Source organism: Sulfitobacter mediterraneus, assembly GCF_016801775.1.
Taxonomy (GTDB): domain Bacteria; phylum Pseudomonadota; class Alphaproteobacteria; order Rhodobacterales; family Rhodobacteraceae; genus Sulfitobacter; species Sulfitobacter mediterraneus_A.
This window is the reverse complement of record NZ_CP069004.1, coordinates 1,441,603-1,458,107: the sequence shown is the minus strand read 5'-3', so window position 1 is coordinate 1,458,107 and position 16,505 is coordinate 1,441,603. Positions and strand designations below refer to the sequence as shown.

The following is a 16,505-nucleotide window of genomic DNA, read 5'->3' as shown; positions in this document are numbered from 1 at the left end:
CGCCCCAAGGCGCGGCTTTATCTACAGGGAGAAAACCAAATGAAACTCAAGACAATCCTCATGGCAGGTGTGATGAGCGTTGCAGGCAGCATTGTTGCTGCGGACTGCGCGTTTGAAAACACTGTCGAATTGCGTTCGCTGTCTGCGGGCTTTGAAGCATGGAAAGCTGTCACAGACGCGATGGCAGAATGCGGGAACTTCGAGGCCAACCTCGACCAGGACTTCCGCGAAAAGCAGCCAGAAGCTTTCGCTGCGAACCCATCGCTGTATCACATTGGCGGCGTTGCCAACTCCACCATGATCCCGCTGCTGACAAGCGGCTCGATCCGTCCGTTGGATGATCTGGTTGCCAAATACGGCCAGAACCTGACGCCAAACCAGAAGATCACTGTGGATGGCAAGATCATGGCGATTGCCATGATGGTGAACAACCAGCACCTGATGTACCGCGAGGACATCCTGAACGATCTGGGTATCGCTGTTCCGACAACCTATGACGAAGTGTTGGCCGCAGCTGAGAAGATCAAGGCGGCAGGCGTTGTTGAATACCCCTTGGGTGGCACCTTCAAAACAGGTTGGAACCTCGGCGAAGAGTTCATCAACATGTATCTCGGCGAGGGCGGTTCGTTCATCGACGGCAACAACATGCCAACGATCAACAACGAAAAGGGCATCAAGTCTCTTGAAACACTCAAGGCTCTGACCGCGTATATGGATCCAGAATACCTGGTGTCCGATTCCACATATGTGCAGCAGCAGTTCCAGCAGGGCAAAATCGCCATGGCGAACCTCTGGGCCAGCCGCGGCGGCGCAATGGATGACGAAGCGGAAAGCCAAGTTGTCGGCAAAGTCAAAATGGCCGCTGCGCCAATGGGTTCTGCTGCACCTGCCTCCTCGATCTGGTGGGACGGTATCGTGATCGCCTCCAACATCACCGACGAAGAAGCCGAAGCGGCGTTCCGCGTTGCGATGGAAGGCATGGACGAGGAAGTCGTCAAAGCCAACAACGACGCGGCTGTGTGGCTGATCGCAGGCTATGAGCCTGGTCCACTGGCAGCCGGCGCTGCGGCGACCGCACAAAAAGGTGCCAAGCCTTACCCTGCGTCCGGTCCGATGGGCATCATGCACACCTCTTTGGGTAACGGGATCTCCGACTACCTGACCGGTGCAAAAGACGCGGCAACTGCGCTGGCAGACATCGAAGCGGCCTATATAACAGCTGCCAAAGAATCCGGCCTGATCGACTGATCCGGTTGCGGGGCCGCCTTTTGCGGGCGGCCCCGATTTCCCAAACCAACTCAATTAACAAACAGCCGAATACCGGAAAGGGAGGTCGCATGAAGTTCAAGACATTCGCCGCATTTGTCGGCCCGTCCGTATTGATAATGCTGATTTTTATTGCTTTCCCGCTGATCACGGTGTTCTGGCAAAGCTTTAATCTGACACAGCCTATCTACAAAACCATCGAAGTTGAGACCTGCACGCCGGGTTTTCTGACCCAGACCTGTACGATGGAAACACAAACCATCCCGGAGCTGGACGAACATGGCGAGGTCATTACAGAGACCACATTCGTCGGGTTGCAAAGCTACCGCAATGTGCTTGAACTGGACCGTTTCTGGGAGGCTGTGTCCGAAGGGGCATGGGGCAAGCTGCAAACCATCGATTTCTGGAAAGCTCTGCGCTTTACCCTGATGTTTACGCTGGTCACCCTGCCACTTGTTGTGGGCACCGGGTTGCTGATCGCGCTCACCATCAACAACGCCAGCCGCGCCATTCGCGGGCCGGTGATCTTTATCTCGCTGCTGCCATTTGTCGTGACACCTGTGATCGGCGCTCTTTCGATCAACTGGCTGTTCCGCGGCGACGGTATTCTGACGGCCTTTCTGGAATGGTGGACCGCCAAGGATCTGGCGCTCTTTGCCCAGGCCTGGACCATCGAATTGATGATGATGTTCTACCGCGTCTGGCACGTCGCGCCCTTTGCCGCGATCATCTTCTATGCCGGCCTCCAGACAGTGAACCAGGACAGCCTTGAAAGCGCGGTGATCGACGGGGCAAGCCGTTGGCAGCGTCTGCGCCTGATCATTATTCCGCATCTGATGCCGCTGATCATCTTTGTGACCATCATTCACCTGATGGATTGCTACCGTGCCTTCGAAGAGATCGTTGGCTTCAGCAGCCAGGGTTACGTGATTTCCCTGCAATGGCTGACCTATGACTTCCTTGTGCCGGATCAGGCAGGCAACCGCTCTGTTTCACGGGCATCGGCCTCGGCCATGCTGACAATGATCGGGATTGCGATCCTGCTCGTGCCACTTCTCAAGCGCACCTGGCGCGACCATCGGGGGACCCACTAATGACTGCTCGCGCCCTTCAACAACCGACATCGCTCAAGATCGCATCGGGCAGCTTCCTCGCGATCTGGAGTGTGATCGCCGCTTTCCCGATCTTCTGGATCACGGTGATGAGCTTCAAATCCCCCGTGGATGCTTTCGACAGCAACCCGCTGAACGTGATCTTTGGCCCCGAAACCGTGGCCAATGGCAATGGGCTCTCGCTGTTCGATATCCTGCTTGGCGTTGTGCTGATCTATTTCGTGATCCGCCTCTGCATGCAGCGGTTGCCCGCACTGGTCGAACGCCACTCTCCCGGCGGTTGGCTGGTGCTGGGCTGGATCATCGCTGCTGCGCTGGCGGGTGTCGCTGTGATCTTTTTGTTCCTCGGGGTGTTCCCCGTGGTCAGCAACGTGGTGAACCCACTGCTTGGCCCGCTTGGCAAAGATGTGCTGGGCGCAACCACGGAACATTATTACACGGTCTGGTTTGAACGCGGATTTGCCAACAACTTTGCCAACTCCCTGATCGTGACCGCCGGCGTTGTGACTGTCTCTCTGACGGTGGGGACATTGGCAGGCTACGGGCTGGCACGGTCCGGTTCGGTTCTGGCCTTCTGGCTGCTGATCATTGCACTTGTTTTCCGCGCCCTGCCGCATTCGGTTCTGGTCGCAGGCTACCTGCCTGTGTTCATCAGCTCGTCTGAATGGCTGGCCCCGATCTTGGGTGAAAACGCGCCCACGCTTTACGGCAAGCCCATCGCGGTGATCGCGGTTCTGGTGGCGATCAACCAACCCTTTACGATCTGGATGCTGCGCAGCTTCTTCTCCAACATCCCTGCGGATCTGGACGAGGCCGCACGTGTGGACGGCTGTTCACACTTCAAAGCCTTCCGTCTGGTGATCATGCCAGTCATGTGGCCGGGGGTGATCACGACGGGTCTCTTCAGCTTCTTGCTGGCCTATAACGACTTCCTCGTGACCTCTTTGCTGCTTGATGCCAGCAATCAAACGATGGTTCCGGCGATCGCAGGCATGTTCAACCGCGAAACCACCACCACTGACCAAGTGGTTGCTGTGGCTGCGGCGGTGTCGATCACGGCGCCATTGTTCCTGCTGGTGATGGTGTTCCAACGCCAGATCGTCAGCGGCCTGACCGCAGGTGCGGTGAAAGGCTGATGAGCAGCAAGGCACGACATGGGGCAACTGCCCGGCATCCGGCGCTCAACCGGATGCCGCGGGACTTCATAGGCAGGATCGGCGCGTGCTGATCTGAAACCTATGCAAGAAAGGATGATCCGATGAAAGGATCCCGACCCGAACAAGCCGTGCTGAGCCGTGATACGGACCTGAGCAAAACAGATGAGACCCGCGCCGTGATCGAAGGCATGGTAGATGGGCTGAATGACCATACGATTGATGGCATTGGCGCATTCTTCCACGATAGCTTTCGCTGGATGGGCAACACCGGCTGCGGCACCAAAACCGGCCTGACGCAGTTTCAGGACAACTGGCAACGCCCCTTTCAGGCGGCGTTCTCGGACAAGGTCTGTGTGGACGAGGCCCGCCTTTACATGGGCGAATGGGCCGCGGCCTTTGGCCGGCAGGAAGCCACGCATTCGGGCGATTTCATGGGTCTCGCGCCCACAGGTAAAAGAATTGAAATCCGCTACATGGATTTCTGGAAAGTTGAAGACGGCAAGATCTCGGACAACTGGGTGATGGTCGATTTTCCGCATGTATTAGCCCAGCTGGGTGTCGATGTGTTCAACGGCGAAGGCTGGGAAAGCTATGACCGGGGCGAAAAAACGCCGCCCCGGCCCGACAATCAAGGATAAGAGCAATGGCGATCGAATTTCTCAAGCGCAGCAAGCCCGAGACAGAAAAAGCAGAAGATGACGCGAAGGTGCGGGATGTTGTGGCCTCCACTTTGGCGGATATCGAGGCGCGCGGCGATGCTGCGGTGCATGAGCTGGCGGTGAAGTTTGACGGCTATGACCGTCCGTCCTACCGCCTGTCGGATGACGAGATCGCGGCGATCATCGCCAAGGTGTCCGAGCGTGACATGGCCGACATCCGCTTTGCCCAGGAACAGGTGGTCAATTTCGCCAAGGCGCAACGGGCCTCGATGACCGATATCGAAGTGGAAACGCTGCCCGGTGTGATTTTGGGCCACAAGAACATCCCGGTGCAATCGGTGGGCTGCTATGTGCCTGGCGGCAAATTCCCGATGGTTGCTTCGGCGCATATGTCGGTGGCCACGGCCAAGGTGGCGGGGGTGCCGCGCATCATCGCCTGCACACCGCCCTTCAACGGAGAGCCGAACCCGGCAGTGATTGCTGCAATGCACATCGGCGGCGCGGACGAGATCTATGTTCTGGGCGGCATTCAGGCGGTGGGCGCGATGGCCATCGGCACCGAAAGCATCGCGCCGGTGCATCTGCTGGTTGGGCCGGGCAACGCCTTTGTCGCCGAGGCCAAGCGCCAGCTCTTTGGCCGGGTGGGCATTGATCTGTTTGCCGGGCCCACCGAGACCATGGTGATTGCCGATGACACGGTGGATGCCGAGATGTGCGCCACCGATCTGCTGGGACAGGCCGAACACGGCTACAACAGCCCCGCCTGCCTGATCACCACCTCGCGCAAACTGGCCGAGGCGACGATGGGCGAGATCGAGCGTATCCTGAAGATCCTGCCGACCGCCAACACCGCTTCGGTCAGCTGGGAAGACTTTGGTGATGTGGTGCTATGCGACAGCCATGACGAGATGCTGCAGGTTGCCAATGACATGGCCTATGAGCATGTGCAGGTGATGACGGACCGTGATGACTGGTATCTGGAGAACATGCACAGCTATGGCGCGCTGTTCCTTGGTCCGCGCACCAATGTGGCCAATGGTGACAAGGTGATCGGCACCAACCACACGCTGCCCACCAAGAAGGCCGGTCGCTACACGGGCGGTCTGTGGGTCGGCAAATACCTCAAGACCCACAGCTATCAGAAAGTCACCACGGACGAAGCCGCCGCGATGATCGGCGCCTATGGCTCACGCCTGTGCCTGCTCGAAGGCTTTGTCGGCCACGCCGAACAATGCAACCTGCGTGTCCGCCGCTACGGCGGCCAGAACGTGCCATATGGCGAGGCGGCTGAATGACGCAAGACAGACACGAGGCCAACAAAAGCGCCCTCGCGGCCCTGCGGGCGGCCCAGTACAACTGGGACGCGGCGGCCATTCGCAAGGCGCTTGACGATATCACTGCGCCGGACGCAGTGTTTCACCACTGCCACCCTTTCGGGGATCTGATCGGCGCTGAGGCGTTTTATGACGGGGCTTTGGCCCCGCTTCGGGCCGCTTGGCCCGACGTAGAGCGGCGCGACTGGATCGTGATGGCAGGGCAGGATGGCGACGGGGCAGAATGGGTCGGCTGCGGCGGGCATTTCTACGGCACCTTTGCCGCGCCGTTTCTGGATATCCCGCCAACGGGCCATTTGTGCCACATGCGGTTTCACGAATTCTACAGGTTCGAGAACGGCAAAGTGGTGGAGTTTCAGGCGATCTGGGACATCCCCGAAGTGATGATGCAGGCCAATGCATGGCCCATGTCGCCTTCGCTGGGGCGCGAGTATTGCGTGCCGGGGCCGGCCACCTGTGATGGGCTGCACCGCCCCGCGCGTGATCCTGAGCAAAGCCAGCAAAGCTGCGACCTGATCGTGGATATGCTGGAACATCTCAAGCTGCATCCGTCCAAAGGCGGTCCTGAAGTCATGCAAATGCCCAAGTATTGGGACGAACGTATGAACTGGTACGGGCCTGCGGGCATCGGAACCGGGCGCGGCTATGCAGGTTTTCGCAACTGGCACCAGATCCCGTTTCTGGGCGGCATGCCGGACCGCGGCCAATATGTGGATGAGATCACCTATCACTTCTTTGGCGACAACAATTATGCTGCCGTCACGGGCTGGCCCAATATGATCCAGACCGTGACCCATGACGGTTGGCTCGGGATTGCCCCTTCGGGCAAGAAAATCACCATGCGGTCGCTGGATTTCTGGCGTATTGAAGATGGCAAGATCCGCGAGAACTGGGTGACGGTTGATATTCTGGATGCCTACCGGCAATTGGGTGTAGACGTCTTTGCCCGTCTGCGGGAGTTCAACAAGGCCCGCGTGCCCGGCGCGGTGCCATTCCCAGTAGGAGACCCTTGATGGAATTGCCTTCAACACCGTCCTTTCGTCTGGATGGAAAACGCGCCCTTGTTGCGGGGGCGTCTTCCGGGATCGGGCTGGCCTGCGCGACCGCTTTGGCAGAGGCGGGCGCCTCTGTCACGCTGGCGGCCCGGCGGCGCGGCGCCTTGGAAGACTGCGCGGCGGCCTTTGCTGAAAAGGGCTGGAGCGCGGAAATCATGCAGTTGGACATCGGCGATCTGGAAGGCACCCGCGCAGCGGTCGGTGCGGCCGATCCGTTTGATATCCTGCTCAATGCCGCTGGCACGGCGCGCCATGCTCCGGCGCTGAACACAACGTCAGAGGATTTTGACGCGGTGATGGGCGTGAACGTGCGCGGCACCTATTTCTTGGCCCAAGCCGTGGCACAGGGGTTGATGGATGCGGGCAAGCCGGGTTCACTGATCACGATCTCCAGCCAGATGGGTCATGTCGGAGGACAGGAACGGGCGCTTTATTGTGCGTCCAAACATGCCGTGGAAGGCATGACCAAGGCGATGGCGATTGAATGGGGACCGGCGAAGATCCGCATCAACACCATTTGCCCGACCTTCATCCTGACCGACCTGACACGCCCGACATTTGATGATCCGGCCAAACGCGCCTGGATCGAAGAGAAGATCAAGCTGGGCCGCGCAGGCGAGGTCGAGGATATCATGGGCGCTGCGGTATATCTGGCCTCAGATGCCTCTGCGCTTGTCACCGGCACGGCGATGCTGATCGACGGAGGATGGACAGCAGACTGATGGCGCAGAACAAGGTCACCTCAGCAGAAGTTGCCGCCCGCGCAGGCGTAAGCCAATCGGCGGTCAGCCGGGTGTTCACGCCCGGTGCTTCGGCCTCGGCCAAGACTGTGGAGAAGGTGCGCACTGCCGCGGCAGAACTGGGCTACCGGCCCAATGTTCTGGCCCGTGCGATGGTATCAGGGCGCAGCCGCATCATCGGGTTGGTGGTGGCCTATCTGGAAAACCAATTCTATCCCGTCGCGCTTGAACTGCTTTCAAATGCCTTGCAGGCCAAGGGCTATCACATCCTGATCTTCACCGCGCCAAACTCCACCGACGGGATCGACAGCGTTTTGCAGGATCTGATGGATTATCAGGTCGATGGCATTGTCGCGGCGTCGGTTTCGATGAGTTCGGATCTGGCGGCGCGGGCGCGCTCGGCTGGGATTCCTGTCGTTCTGTTCAACCGGGGCCAAAACGGCGAAGGGTTTTCCAACGTCACCTCAAACAACGTGTTGGGCGGCGCCAAGGTGGCGGAATTCCTGATGGCTGGCGGACATGAGCGGATCGCCCATATCGCCGGTTGGCAGGGCAGTTCGACGGGCCGTGATCGCCAAGAGGGGTTTGTTACCGCGCTTGAAGCGGCAGGGGTGGAGCCGTTTGACGTGCTGGAAGGCATGTATAAACGCGATATCGCAATGGCGGCGGCGCGGTCCCTGGTGGACCGTACAGACCCGGCAGATGCGATTTTTGTTGGCAACGATCACATGGCCTTTGCCGTGATGGACGCGGTCCGCGACGCCGGGATGACACCCGGCAGAGACATTTCGATTGTGGGATATGACGATGTGCCAATGGCAAGTTGGGGCTCTTACGACCTGACAACGCTGCGGCAACCGGTCAATCGCATGGTCGATGCAACGGTCGAAACTCTGATCGACCAAATTGAAAAACCAGCCGGAAAACCCGGCCTGTTTGAAATAGAAGGCCAGCTGGTTGTACGCAGCTCGGCACGCATTCCTGAAGGATGGACACAATGAAAGGGTTTGACCCTAAATTCACCGATTTTCCCGACTATATCATCGGTATCACCAAAGAGATCTGGGAAGATCGCGGCATTTCCACGCTGCATCAATATTATGCACCCGACATCGTTGTGCGCTCACCTGCCTCGGTTGTGGTTGGCAATGAAGGGGTGATTGCGGCCACCATGGCCACGCTGGCGGAGTTTCCTGACCGGACCCTGTTTGGCGAAGACGTCATTTGGTCCGGCACGCCCGAGGAGGGCATGCTCAGCTCGCACCGGCTGTATTCGACGGCAACGCACAGCAATCCTGGCGTTTACGGCGCGGCGACGGGCAAGAAACTGGGTTACCGGATTCTTGCGGATTGCCATGCGATCAATAACCAGATCAACGACGAATGGCTGATCCGCGATCAGGGTGCGATTGTGCGCCAGCTGGGCGTTGACCCCAAGGATTATGCCCGTGATCTCATCGCCCGCGAGGGTGGTCCGGAAAATTGTGTACGGCCCTATACCCCTGCAAATGACGTCGAAGGTCCCTACAAGGGCACCGGCAACGACAATGAATGGGGACAGCGGTTCGCCGATATCCTGACCCGTATCATGAATGCCGATTTTACCGTGATCCCGCAGGAATATGACCGCGCGGCGAACCTTAATTATCCGGGCGGCATTGAAGCGATGTCATTCGACGGGGCGGACCAGTTCTGGATGGGGCTTCGGGCGTCCTTCCCGAATGCGGAGTTCAAGATCCACCACACGATTGGCCGCGATGATCCAATGATGCCGCCCCGAGCAGCCTTGCGCTGGACCTTGCACGGCAAGCACAGCGGTTGGGGCAGCTTTGGTGTGCCCACGGGCAAGGATGTGTTCATCCTCGGTGCAAGTCACGCCGAATTTGGGGCGCTTGTGGGCGGCGAGCCCAAGCTGCGCCGCGAATGGTCCTTGTTTGACGAAACATCTGTCTGGAAGCAAATCCTGCTTCAGACCGGAGACCTTTAAAATGGACGCAGGGCAACAGCCCTTTTGCCAGACATCGGGCCTGTGCGAGACCGCGCAGACCCGGCGTTTGCATGCCTATTTCCAAAGCCGCCGTGCGCGGCGGCTGAACCTGCGCCCACCGGGAGTTGCAGTGATCTGAACGGGCCATCGGCCCACATCCAAAACCAGACAACTGAACAAACGGAATATTCATATGACACGCGCAGACATCGAAAAACGCATCGTTCGCTATGGCGAGCTGAAGCCCTGCAAAACGGCCTTTATCGACGCTCACACACCGGGCAGCGATCAAAAGGAAAACTTTACTATTATCGGCGGCGGGGTTTCCGAAAGCCCGGACCAACACGTCCATATCCGCGACACCCCCGGCTTTAACATCGGGGCGGCGGGACAACCGCCCAAATGCCGCAACTCCCTGCACAGCCACACCACGGCAGAGGTGTTTTTTGTTCTGAAAGGGCGCTGGCGCTTTTTCTGGGGTCTGCACGGCACAGCGGGCGAATTTATCGCCGAAGAGGGGGATATCTTTAACATCCCCACCGGCATTTTCCGCGGCTTTGAAAACGTTGGCACCGATTACGGGATGATCATGGCCATCCTTGGCGGTGACGATGCAGGTGGCGGCGTGACCTGGGCGCCGCATGTGATCGAAGAGGCCAGTGCGCATGGATTGGTTCTGGGCGAGAACGGTGTGCTTTATGACACCAAGAAGGGTCAGGAGCTGCCGCACAATGTATCGCCCATGCCATTGCTGAGCGCCGAACAGCTCAAGGAATTCCCCGAAGTGCCCGTGGAAAATGTCGTGCCGCGATATGTCGCGCGGTACTGGGATCTGATGGCACTGGCCGGCAAGAAGCCGGCCAAGGTGATCGGCACCGATGCATTGCTGAAAGACAAACCGGGTTTCGAGGTGGATTTCCTGACCCGTGGGTCCATCGCGGACGAGATGCACAGCCATGAAAAACATGTTGTGCTGATGCCGATGCGCGGCCATTGGACATTGCGTTTTGAAGGTTATGAAACTGTGCTAAACCCCGGTGACACCGCGCTGATCAACCCACAGGAGGCCCATGCGCTGGCCCCCTCCATGACCGGCGAGGCCAGCCTTTATCGTGTAACCGCGACCGATGATCCGGCCGGCGCAACCTGGACCGAAAACTAAACAAGGGAAGAGCCCACATGACAACGATCAAAACCACCCATGTGGGCTCTTTGCCCCGGACCCAAGAGGTCGTGGATTTCATTTTCGCCCGCGAAAACAACGAAAACTACGATCCGGCGGCCTTTGACGCGGCAATGACTGCGGCGGTGTCGGACACCGTGCGCAAACAGGTTGAGGCGGGCGTCAGCATTGTCTCGGACGGGGAAACCTCCAAGATCAGCTATGCCACATATGTCAAAGACCGCTACACCGGATTTGACGGCGACAGCCCCCGCCACGCGCCAGCGGATCTCAAGAAATTTCCCGGCTTTCTCAAACGTTTGGCCGATGACGGCGGCACCCCGCAATATGCCCGCCCGATGTGCGTAGGGCCGGTCAAATCCAAAGGTCAGGGCGAGCTTGAGAAAGACATTGCCAACCTCAAGGCCGCGATGGCCACGCATGGCGCAGAGCGCGGTTTTATGAATGCAGCATCGCCCGGTGTGATCTCGCTGTTTTTGCAGAACGATCACTATGCCACCCGCGAGGCCTATCTGGCGGCGCTGGCGGATGCGATGAAAGACGAATACGAGGCGATTGTGGCCTCGGGTCTGGATCTGCAACTTGATTGCCCGGATCTGGCGCTGTCGCGGCACATGCTTTTCAACGATCTGAGCGATGCAGAGTTTGTGAAGATCGCCAACTCCCATGTCGAGGCGTTGAACCATGCGCTGCAAAACGTGCCGGAAGACAAAGTGCGCATTCATATCTGCTGGGGCAACTACGAGGGGCCGCATATCTGCGACGTGCCGATGGCGACCATGTTTGATACGCTGATGTCTGCCAAGGCGCAGTATGTGTTGTTCGAAACCTCCAATCCGCGCCATGGCCATGAATGGACCACGTTCCGGGACCGCAAGGCGGATATCCCGGATCACAAGGTGCTGGTGCCCGGTGTCGTCGATACCACCACCAATTTTGTCGAGCATCCCGAACTGGTGGCGCAGCGGACCCAGCGGTTTGTCGATATCGTAGGCAAGGACAGGGTCATCGCAGGAAGCGATTGCGGCTTTGGCACCTTTGCCGGATTTGGCACTGTGGATCCCGATATCGCCTATGCCAAGCTGTCGGCATTGGCCGAAGGGGTGGCACTGGTCAAGTGACAACCCCGCTTGTTCTGTTGCCGGGCATGATGTGTGATGCCCGGCTGTTTTCCCCCCAGATTGATGTTTTCGGCGCGGGCCGTGCGGTAGAGGTCCATGACCTTGCCAGCGCGGATAGTGTCGAGGCCTTGGCCGAAACGATCCTTGCCGCCGCGCCGCCGCGATTTGCCCTTGGCGGATTGTCTATGGGCGGGATCGTGGCGATGGAGGTCTTGCGCCAGGCGCCGGACCGCGTTGCGGGGCTGGCCCTGATGGACACCAATCCATTGGCGGAAAAAGATGAGGTCAAAGCCCGACGCGCCCCGCAGATGGACAAGGCCCGCAATGGCCAGCTTGATAGCGTGATGCGCGACGAGATGAAGCCCAACTACCTCAGCGATGGGCCGCGCCGGGGCGAGATCCTAGATCTGTGTATGGATATGGCATTGGCGCTGGGGCCGGAGGTGTTTTGCCGCCAATCCGTTGCCCTGATGAACCGGCCCGACCAGACCGAAACCTTGCGCTGCTTTGACGGTCCGGCGCTGGTGCTCTGCGGGCGGCAGGATCAGCTTTGCCCGGTGGAGCGGCATGAATTGATGGCCGGTCTGATGCCCCAATCACGGCTTTGCATCATCGAAGGCGCGGGCCATTTGCCGGTGCTGGAACAACCTGACGAAACAACCGCCGCGCTGCGCCGCTGGCTTGAGGAGATAGACAATGGATGAACAACTGCTGGCGCTGCTGCGCTCTGTCGATACGCCAACCGTGTGCAACGCCATCGAGGTGGTGGAGGGCAAGCGCGGTTTTGACCGTTTCACGCGCGGCACGGTGCTGTGCAGTGATCCTGGCGCGGGGGCCATCGTGGGCCGCGCCCGCACGGCCAAAATCTCGGCGATTGCGCCCCCAACAGAAGAGGCGGATGTGATCCGCGCCCGGCGTATGGATTATTACCGCCACATGGCCAGCGGCCCGCGTCCGGCGCTGGCGGTGGTCGAAGACGTGGATGGTGATGCGGCCATCGGTGCCTATTGGGGCGAGATCAACACCAGTGTCCACAAGGGCTTTGGCCTAGCCGGAGCCTTGACCAACGGGGTGATGCGCGATCTGGGCGATTTGCCTGACAACTTTCCGGTGATTGCCGGATCGGTGGGGCCAAGCCACGGTTTTGTGCATGTGCTGGAAATCGCAACACCGGTGACCGTCTTTGGGATGCAGGTCGCGGACAATGAGATGGTGCATGCGGACCGTCACGGTGCCTTGGTGATCCCGGATGATTACCTGGGAGCGATCGGCGGCGCGATTGCCAAACTCCTGGAGACAGAAAAGATTGTTCTGAATGCCGCGCGGGAGCCGGGCTTTGACTTTGCCAGTTTTGAGGCGGCCTGGGCCGAATTCGAACGCCAGCGTACCTGAAGGGCACGGATCAGACCAAAAAGAAAGGCGCGGGATCAGATGATCTCGCGCCTGTTTTATTTCGGCCCCGGTGCCAGCGGCGGGTCAGACCTCTTCGATCCGCAGTGCCACGGGTTCACCGGCCAGAACACCGGTGCCGTGCATATTCTCAAGCGCCGCCTCAAGCGCGGCGTGGGTTGTCTTGTGCGTGACGATCAACACCGGCGCGGAGGGGGCATCATGCTCATACTGGCGCATCCGGTAGATGCTCACGCCCGCTTCGCCCAGAACGGTGGCGATCTTGGCCAAGGCACCCGGTTTGTCGACCAAGGCCATGCGCAGATAATAAGGGGCGGCGGCCTGTGACTGCGCCGATTGCGAGGTTTCCAGCGTCGCGGCTGGCTGGCCAAAGACCGGACCGGACCAGCCCCGTGCAATGTCGCAGACATCGGCCATCACCGCGCTTGCGGTTGGACCTTCGCCCGCACCTGCGCCGCGCAGAACGATCTGGCCGACGGCATCGCCTTCGATGACCACCATATTGGTGCCGCCGTCAAGTTGGCCAAGCGGTGATGTTTCAGGGACAAGGCAAGGCTGCATGCGCTGTTCCAGACCGCGGCCCGTTTTCTGGGCGACGCCGAGGAGCTTGATCTTATAGCCCATATCGGCGGCAGCATTGATATCCTCGATGCTGACCCGCTCTATGCCTTCCAGCTGGATACCGTCAAAATCGACCTTGGTGCCAAAGGCGATGGCGCTGAGGATTGCCAGCTTGTGGGCGGCGTCGATCCCGCCCACATCCAGCTGCGGGTCTGCCTCAAGGTAGCCAAGGCCATCGGCCTCGGCAAAGATTTCCTGATAGGTTTTGCCGGAATTTTCCATGCGCGTCAGGATGTAGTTGCAAGAGCCATTCATAACGCCCATCACGCGCTTGATCTCATTGCCTGCCAGCCCTTCGAACAGGGCCTTGATCACCGGAATGCCGCCAGCAACAGCGGCCTCGTAGCGCAGGGTCAGCCCCTTGGCTTCGGCCAGTTCGGCCAGCGCCTGGCCGTGGATGGCCAGCATTGCCTTGTTGGCCGTGACCACATGTTTGCCTGCCTTCAGCGCCGCCTCGGTTGCGTCTTTGGCAAGGCCATCTTCGCCGCCCATCAGTTCAACAAAGACATCAACATCGTCGCGGGTTGCGAGGGCCACCGGATCATCTTCCCAAGCGTAACCAGACAGCGAAATGCCGCGATCCCGGCCTTTGCTGCGGGCAGAAACCGCGGAAATTGTGATCTCTCGTCCGGTGCGGGCGGACAGCAGTGCCGCCTGCTGGCGAATGATGCGCACCACACCAATACCCACCGTGCCCAAACCGGCGATACCAAGGCGAAGCGGGTCAGACATGTGAGGTTCCTTTGTAGCAATTCAAAATAAATAGGGGCTGCCCAATAGGGCAGGCTTCAAAGGCGATGTAGCGGGTTCAAGCGGCGCTTGCAACGCGCCAGATGCCTATTGCAAGCCTTCTTGCAGCCGCTGCTTTTCCCGTCCGGTCAGCACGGTGCCGCGCAAACGATCGGCACGGGCGCGCAACCCGGCAAGACGGCCATTCAGTTCCGCTTGGGTCTGGGCAGGATCAATACGGATGGGGTCCGTGCTGGTCTGCAATGTGGACAGCGGCACAAGCGTTGCGTAATCGGCATCGCGCACCTCTGGGCGAATGCTGTCATCAAGCTGCGGAAACGTCGTACAGCCCGCTGCAAAAAGCAGCGCAAAGGCGCAGATGTATGGAGAACGCGATGGCATCATGGACCTGTTTTTGCATCAGTGGGGCAGGGCGTGCAAGCGGGCTTTGCTTTTGAACGATTGTTCATTAAATTGCCCCCATGGCAAGAACCACCGGATCTCATTCTGATATCACCGGCCCCCGCGTGCGGGCGGCTGCGCTGCGGCTATTTGCGCAGGGCGGCTATGCCGCGGTGTCGATGCGGGCCATTGCGGCCGAGGTCGGCGTGCAGGCCGGGGCGCTTTATAATTATACGCCGGACAAACAGTCGCTGCTGTTTGATCTGATGCAGGGGCATATGACCGACCTGCTGGCCGAGGTGCCGGTGGCCGAGGGTAAATCCGCGCTTCAGGCCCTGCGCGATTTTGTTGAATTCCACATCCGGTTTCACGCGGATCGCCCGGACGCGGTGTTTATCGCCTATATGGAACTGCGCAATCTGACGCCTGAAAACTTCAGCCAGATCGAGGCGTTGCGCCGGCGGTATGAAGATCATCTCGAAGCCATCTTGCAGGCCGGCGCGGCGGAGGGGGTTTTTGTCGTCAGCGATACCAAAATTGTCACGTTGGCGATCATTGCGATGCTGACGGGGGTCAACACCTGGTTCCGGTCCGGCGGGCGGTTGTCGCTGAACGAGGTTGTGGCGCAGTATTGGGATATGGTCCGCAAGGCGGTTGGAGCGGGGTGACGCGCATAACTGCTGTTGGTGATGGGCGCTCGTGGTGCTCTTGAGTTTTTTTGGCCAAATGAAGAGAGGGGCGTTTGCCCTATTAGCGTGGGATGCCTTGTGGTGAGGGCGGCGGGGTTGCGCCGCCCATCCAAGGTCAGTGTACCGGCTTGATGAAGGTGCCGTTCTTGAGGTCCTGAAAGGCCTGCATCAGCTCCTCGCGGGTGTTCATCACGATGGGGCCATGCCATGCGACGGGTTCTTCGATCGGCGCACCTGAAATCAGCAGAAAGCGGATGCCATCGGGGCCAGCCTGAACCGTGACTTCGTCACCTGTGCCAAAGCGGATAAGCGTGCGATCCCCCGACAGATCGCGGATGTTCAGCTCTTGACCCGCAACTTCTTTCTCCAGCAGTACGCCGGACGGGGCAGAGGCATCGGCAAATGCGCCAGCCCCATCGAAAACATAGGCAAAGGCGCGGCGGTAGGTATCGATCCTGAAGGTCTTTTTCACGCCTGCAGGGACAAAGACATCAAGGTATTGCGGATCGGCGGCGATGCCGTCCACCGGGCCGCGTTTGCCCCAGAACTCACCCGTGATCACCTTGACGCGGGTGCCATCGTCATCTGTCACAACCGGAATATCCGCCGAAGTCACATCCTGATAACGCGGCGCACACATTTTCTGCGTGCCGGGCAGATTGCCCCAAAGCTGAAATCCGTGCATCTGGCCGCGTGCGTTTCCGCCGGGCATTTCCTGATGCATGATGCCGGAACCGGCGGTCATCCATTGCACATCACCCGCGCCCAATGTGCCGGTGTTGCCCAGCGAATCTCCATGCTCCACGGTGCCTTCCAGCACATAGGTGATGGTCTCGATGCCCCGATGCGGGTGCCAAGGAAAGCCTTTTTCAAAGTCTTCAGGCCGCTCGTTGCGGAAATCATCGAACAGCAGGAAGGGATCCAGTTCGGAGGGATCCTGAAAGCCGAAAGCGCGGTGCAGTTTCACGCCGGCGCCCTCAAGCGTTGGGGTGGCGCGGCGAGTTTCCAATGTGGGTCTGAGAGACATAGCATTCTCCTTT

General features: G+C 59.4%; 18 protein-coding genes. 15 read left to right on the top strand and 3 right to left on the bottom strand.

Annotated elements, in window-relative coordinates; genetic code table 11:
* Positions 1–39: 39 nt before the first annotated feature.
* The 14 genes from JNX03_RS07110 to JNX03_RS07045 all read left to right on the top strand — a co-directional run bounded on the left by JNX03_RS07110 (position 40) and on the right by JNX03_RS07045 (position 13,006).
* Positions 40–1,248 (top strand): ABC transporter substrate-binding protein, encoded by a 1,209-nt coding sequence (locus JNX03_RS07110; RefSeq protein WP_203211700.1) that lies wholly within the window; start codon positions 40–42, stop codon positions 1,246–1,248.
* A gap of 89 nt (positions 1,249–1,337) precedes the next feature.
* The gene (locus JNX03_RS07105) at positions 1,338–2,360 is read left to right on the top strand and encodes a carbohydrate ABC transporter permease (protein WP_203211699.1); all 1,023 of its coding nucleotides are present in this window, start codon (positions 1,338–1,340) and stop codon (positions 2,358–2,360) included.
* Positions 2,360–3,514: a carbohydrate ABC transporter permease gene (locus tag JNX03_RS07100; protein WP_203211698.1), complete on the top strand. Its 1,155-nt coding sequence runs from the start codon at positions 2,360–2,362 to the stop codon at positions 3,512–3,514. Before JNX03_RS07105 ends, JNX03_RS07100 begins: the two co-directional genes overlap by 1 nt.
* 122 nt (positions 3,515–3,636) lie before the next feature.
* Entirely contained in the window at positions 3,637–4,173 is a 537-nt protein-coding gene (locus tag JNX03_RS07095; protein WP_203211697.1) for an ester cyclase, read from the top strand.
* Between the two features lie 5 nt (positions 4,174–4,178).
* A complete protein-coding gene (gene hisD, locus JNX03_RS07090) occupies positions 4,179–5,489 on the top strand; it encodes a histidinol dehydrogenase (RefSeq protein ID WP_203211696.1) in 1,311 nt (436 codons plus the stop codon).
* A complete protein-coding gene (locus tag JNX03_RS07085) occupies positions 5,486–6,541 on the top strand; it encodes an ester cyclase (protein WP_203211695.1) in 1,056 nt (351 codons plus the stop codon). The genes hisD and JNX03_RS07085 overlap by 4 nt, the downstream gene beginning before the upstream one ends.
* Entirely contained in the window at positions 6,541–7,305 is a 765-nt protein-coding gene (locus JNX03_RS07080) for an SDR family NAD(P)-dependent oxidoreductase (protein ID WP_203211694.1), read from the top strand. Before JNX03_RS07085 ends, JNX03_RS07080 begins: the two co-directional genes overlap by 1 nt.
* Positions 7,290–8,324 (top strand): LacI family DNA-binding transcriptional regulator, encoded by a 1,035-nt coding sequence (locus tag JNX03_RS07075; RefSeq protein WP_238937760.1) that lies wholly within the window; start codon positions 7,290–7,292, stop codon positions 8,322–8,324. The genes JNX03_RS07080 and JNX03_RS07075 overlap by 16 nt, the downstream gene beginning before the upstream one ends.
* Complete coding sequence (locus tag JNX03_RS07070; protein WP_203211693.1) at positions 8,321–9,310, top strand: ester cyclase; 990 nt, start codon at positions 8,321–8,323, stop codon at positions 9,308–9,310. The genes JNX03_RS07075 and JNX03_RS07070 overlap by 4 nt, the downstream gene beginning before the upstream one ends.
* A gap of 1 nt (position 9,311) precedes the next feature.
* On the top strand, positions 9,312–9,449 hold the full coding sequence (locus tag JNX03_RS07065) for a hypothetical protein (protein WP_203211692.1): 138 nt from the start codon (positions 9,312–9,314) through the stop codon (positions 9,447–9,449).
* A gap of 54 nt (positions 9,450–9,503) precedes the next feature.
* On the top strand, positions 9,504–10,472 hold the full coding sequence (locus JNX03_RS07060) for a cupin domain-containing protein (protein ID WP_203211691.1): 969 nt from the start codon (positions 9,504–9,506) through the stop codon (positions 10,470–10,472).
* 17 nt (positions 10,473–10,489) lie between these two features.
* Positions 10,490–11,614, top strand: a complete 1,125-nt coding sequence (locus JNX03_RS07055; RefSeq protein WP_203211690.1) for a cobalamin-independent methionine synthase II family protein — start codon at positions 10,490–10,492, stop codon at positions 11,612–11,614.
* 29 nt (positions 11,615–11,643) lie between these two features.
* Positions 11,644–12,318: an alpha/beta fold hydrolase gene (locus JNX03_RS07050; RefSeq protein ID WP_203212165.1), complete on the top strand. Its 675-nt coding sequence runs from the start codon at positions 11,644–11,646 to the stop codon at positions 12,316–12,318.
* The gene (locus tag JNX03_RS07045; RefSeq protein WP_203211689.1) at positions 12,311–13,006 is read left to right on the top strand and encodes an RraA family protein; all 696 of its coding nucleotides are present in this window, start codon (positions 12,311–12,313) and stop codon (positions 13,004–13,006) included. Before JNX03_RS07050 ends, JNX03_RS07045 begins: the two co-directional genes overlap by 8 nt.
* Before the next feature lie 84 nt (positions 13,007–13,090).
* On the opposite strand, the gene JNX03_RS07040 is transcribed toward JNX03_RS07045, so the two are convergent.
* Both JNX03_RS07040 and JNX03_RS07035 read right to left on the bottom strand, forming a co-directional pair.
* On the bottom strand, positions 13,091–14,377 hold the full coding sequence (locus JNX03_RS07040) for a homoserine dehydrogenase (protein ID WP_203211688.1): 1,287 nt from the start codon (positions 14,375–14,377) through the stop codon (positions 13,091–13,093).
* Between the two features lie 105 nt (positions 14,378–14,482).
* Entirely contained in the window at positions 14,483–14,776 is a 294-nt protein-coding gene (locus JNX03_RS07035; RefSeq protein ID WP_203212164.1) for a hypothetical protein, read from the bottom strand.
* A gap of 80 nt (positions 14,777–14,856) precedes the next feature.
* Between JNX03_RS07035 and JNX03_RS07030 the strand changes: the two genes are divergently transcribed.
* Positions 14,857–15,444, top strand: a complete 588-nt coding sequence (locus JNX03_RS07030) for a TetR/AcrR family transcriptional regulator (protein ID WP_203211687.1) — start codon at positions 14,857–14,859, stop codon at positions 15,442–15,444.
* A 136-nt stretch (positions 15,445–15,580) separates the two neighbouring features.
* Here JNX03_RS07030 and JNX03_RS07025 read toward each other — a convergent pair whose 3' ends face one another.
* Positions 15,581–16,492 (bottom strand): pirin family protein, encoded by a 912-nt coding sequence (locus tag JNX03_RS07025; RefSeq protein WP_203211686.1) that lies wholly within the window; start codon positions 16,490–16,492, stop codon positions 15,581–15,583.
* Positions 16,493–16,505 lie beyond the last annotated feature (13 nt).

What these genes read in the sequence shown, in the direction of transcription:
- JNX03_RS07110 (WP_203211700.1), top strand. Translation starts at nt 40, where the DNA reads ATGAAACTCAAGACAATCCTCATGGCAGGTGTGATGAGCGTTGCAGGC.
- JNX03_RS07095 (WP_203211697.1), top strand. Translation starts at nt 3,637, where the DNA reads ATGAAAGGATCCCGACCCGAACAAGCCGTGCTGAGCCGTGATACGGAC.
- JNX03_RS07060 (WP_203211691.1), top strand. Translation starts at nt 9,504, where the DNA reads ATGACACGCGCAGACATCGAAAAACGCATCGTTCGCTATGGCGAGCTG.
- JNX03_RS07080 (WP_203211694.1), top strand. Translation starts at nt 6,541, where the DNA reads ATGGAATTGCCTTCAACACCGTCCTTTCGTCTGGATGGAAAACGCGCC.
- JNX03_RS07055 (WP_203211690.1), top strand. Translation starts at nt 10,490, where the DNA reads ATGACAACGATCAAAACCACCCATGTGGGCTCTTTGCCCCGGACCCAA.
- JNX03_RS07075 (WP_238937760.1), top strand. Translation starts at nt 7,290, where the DNA reads ATGGACAGCAGACTGATGGCGCAGAACAAGGTCACCTCAGCAGAAGTT.
- hisD (WP_203211696.1), top strand. Translation starts at nt 4,179, where the DNA reads ATGGCGATCGAATTTCTCAAGCGCAGCAAGCCCGAGACAGAAAAAGCA.
- JNX03_RS07100 (WP_203211698.1), top strand. Translation starts at nt 2,360, where the DNA reads ATGACTGCTCGCGCCCTTCAACAACCGACATCGCTCAAGATCGCATCG.
- JNX03_RS07045 (WP_203211689.1), top strand. Translation starts at nt 12,311, where the DNA reads ATGGATGAACAACTGCTGGCGCTGCTGCGCTCTGTCGATACGCCAACC.
- JNX03_RS07105 (WP_203211699.1), top strand. Translation starts at nt 1,338, where the DNA reads ATGAAGTTCAAGACATTCGCCGCATTTGTCGGCCCGTCCGTATTGATA.
- JNX03_RS07070 (WP_203211693.1), top strand. Translation starts at nt 8,321, where the DNA reads ATGAAAGGGTTTGACCCTAAATTCACCGATTTTCCCGACTATATCATC.
- JNX03_RS07065 (WP_203211692.1), top strand. Translation starts at nt 9,312, where the DNA reads ATGGACGCAGGGCAACAGCCCTTTTGCCAGACATCGGGCCTGTGCGAG.
- JNX03_RS07035 (WP_203212164.1), bottom strand. Translation starts at nt 14,776, where the DNA reads ATGCCATCGCGTTCTCCATACATCTGCGCCTTTGCGCTGCTTTTTGCA.
- JNX03_RS07030 (WP_203211687.1), top strand. Translation starts at nt 14,857, where the DNA reads ATGGCAAGAACCACCGGATCTCATTCTGATATCACCGGCCCCCGCGTG.
- JNX03_RS07025 (WP_203211686.1), bottom strand. Translation starts at nt 16,492, where the DNA reads ATGTCTCTCAGACCCACATTGGAAACTCGCCGCGCCACCCCAACGCTT.
- JNX03_RS07050 (WP_203212165.1), top strand. Translation starts at nt 11,644, where the DNA reads ATGTGTGATGCCCGGCTGTTTTCCCCCCAGATTGATGTTTTCGGCGCG.
- JNX03_RS07085 (WP_203211695.1), top strand. Translation starts at nt 5,486, where the DNA reads ATGACGCAAGACAGACACGAGGCCAACAAAAGCGCCCTCGCGGCCCTG.
- JNX03_RS07040 (WP_203211688.1), bottom strand. Translation starts at nt 14,377, where the DNA reads ATGTCTGACCCGCTTCGCCTTGGTATCGCCGGTTTGGGCACGGTGGGT.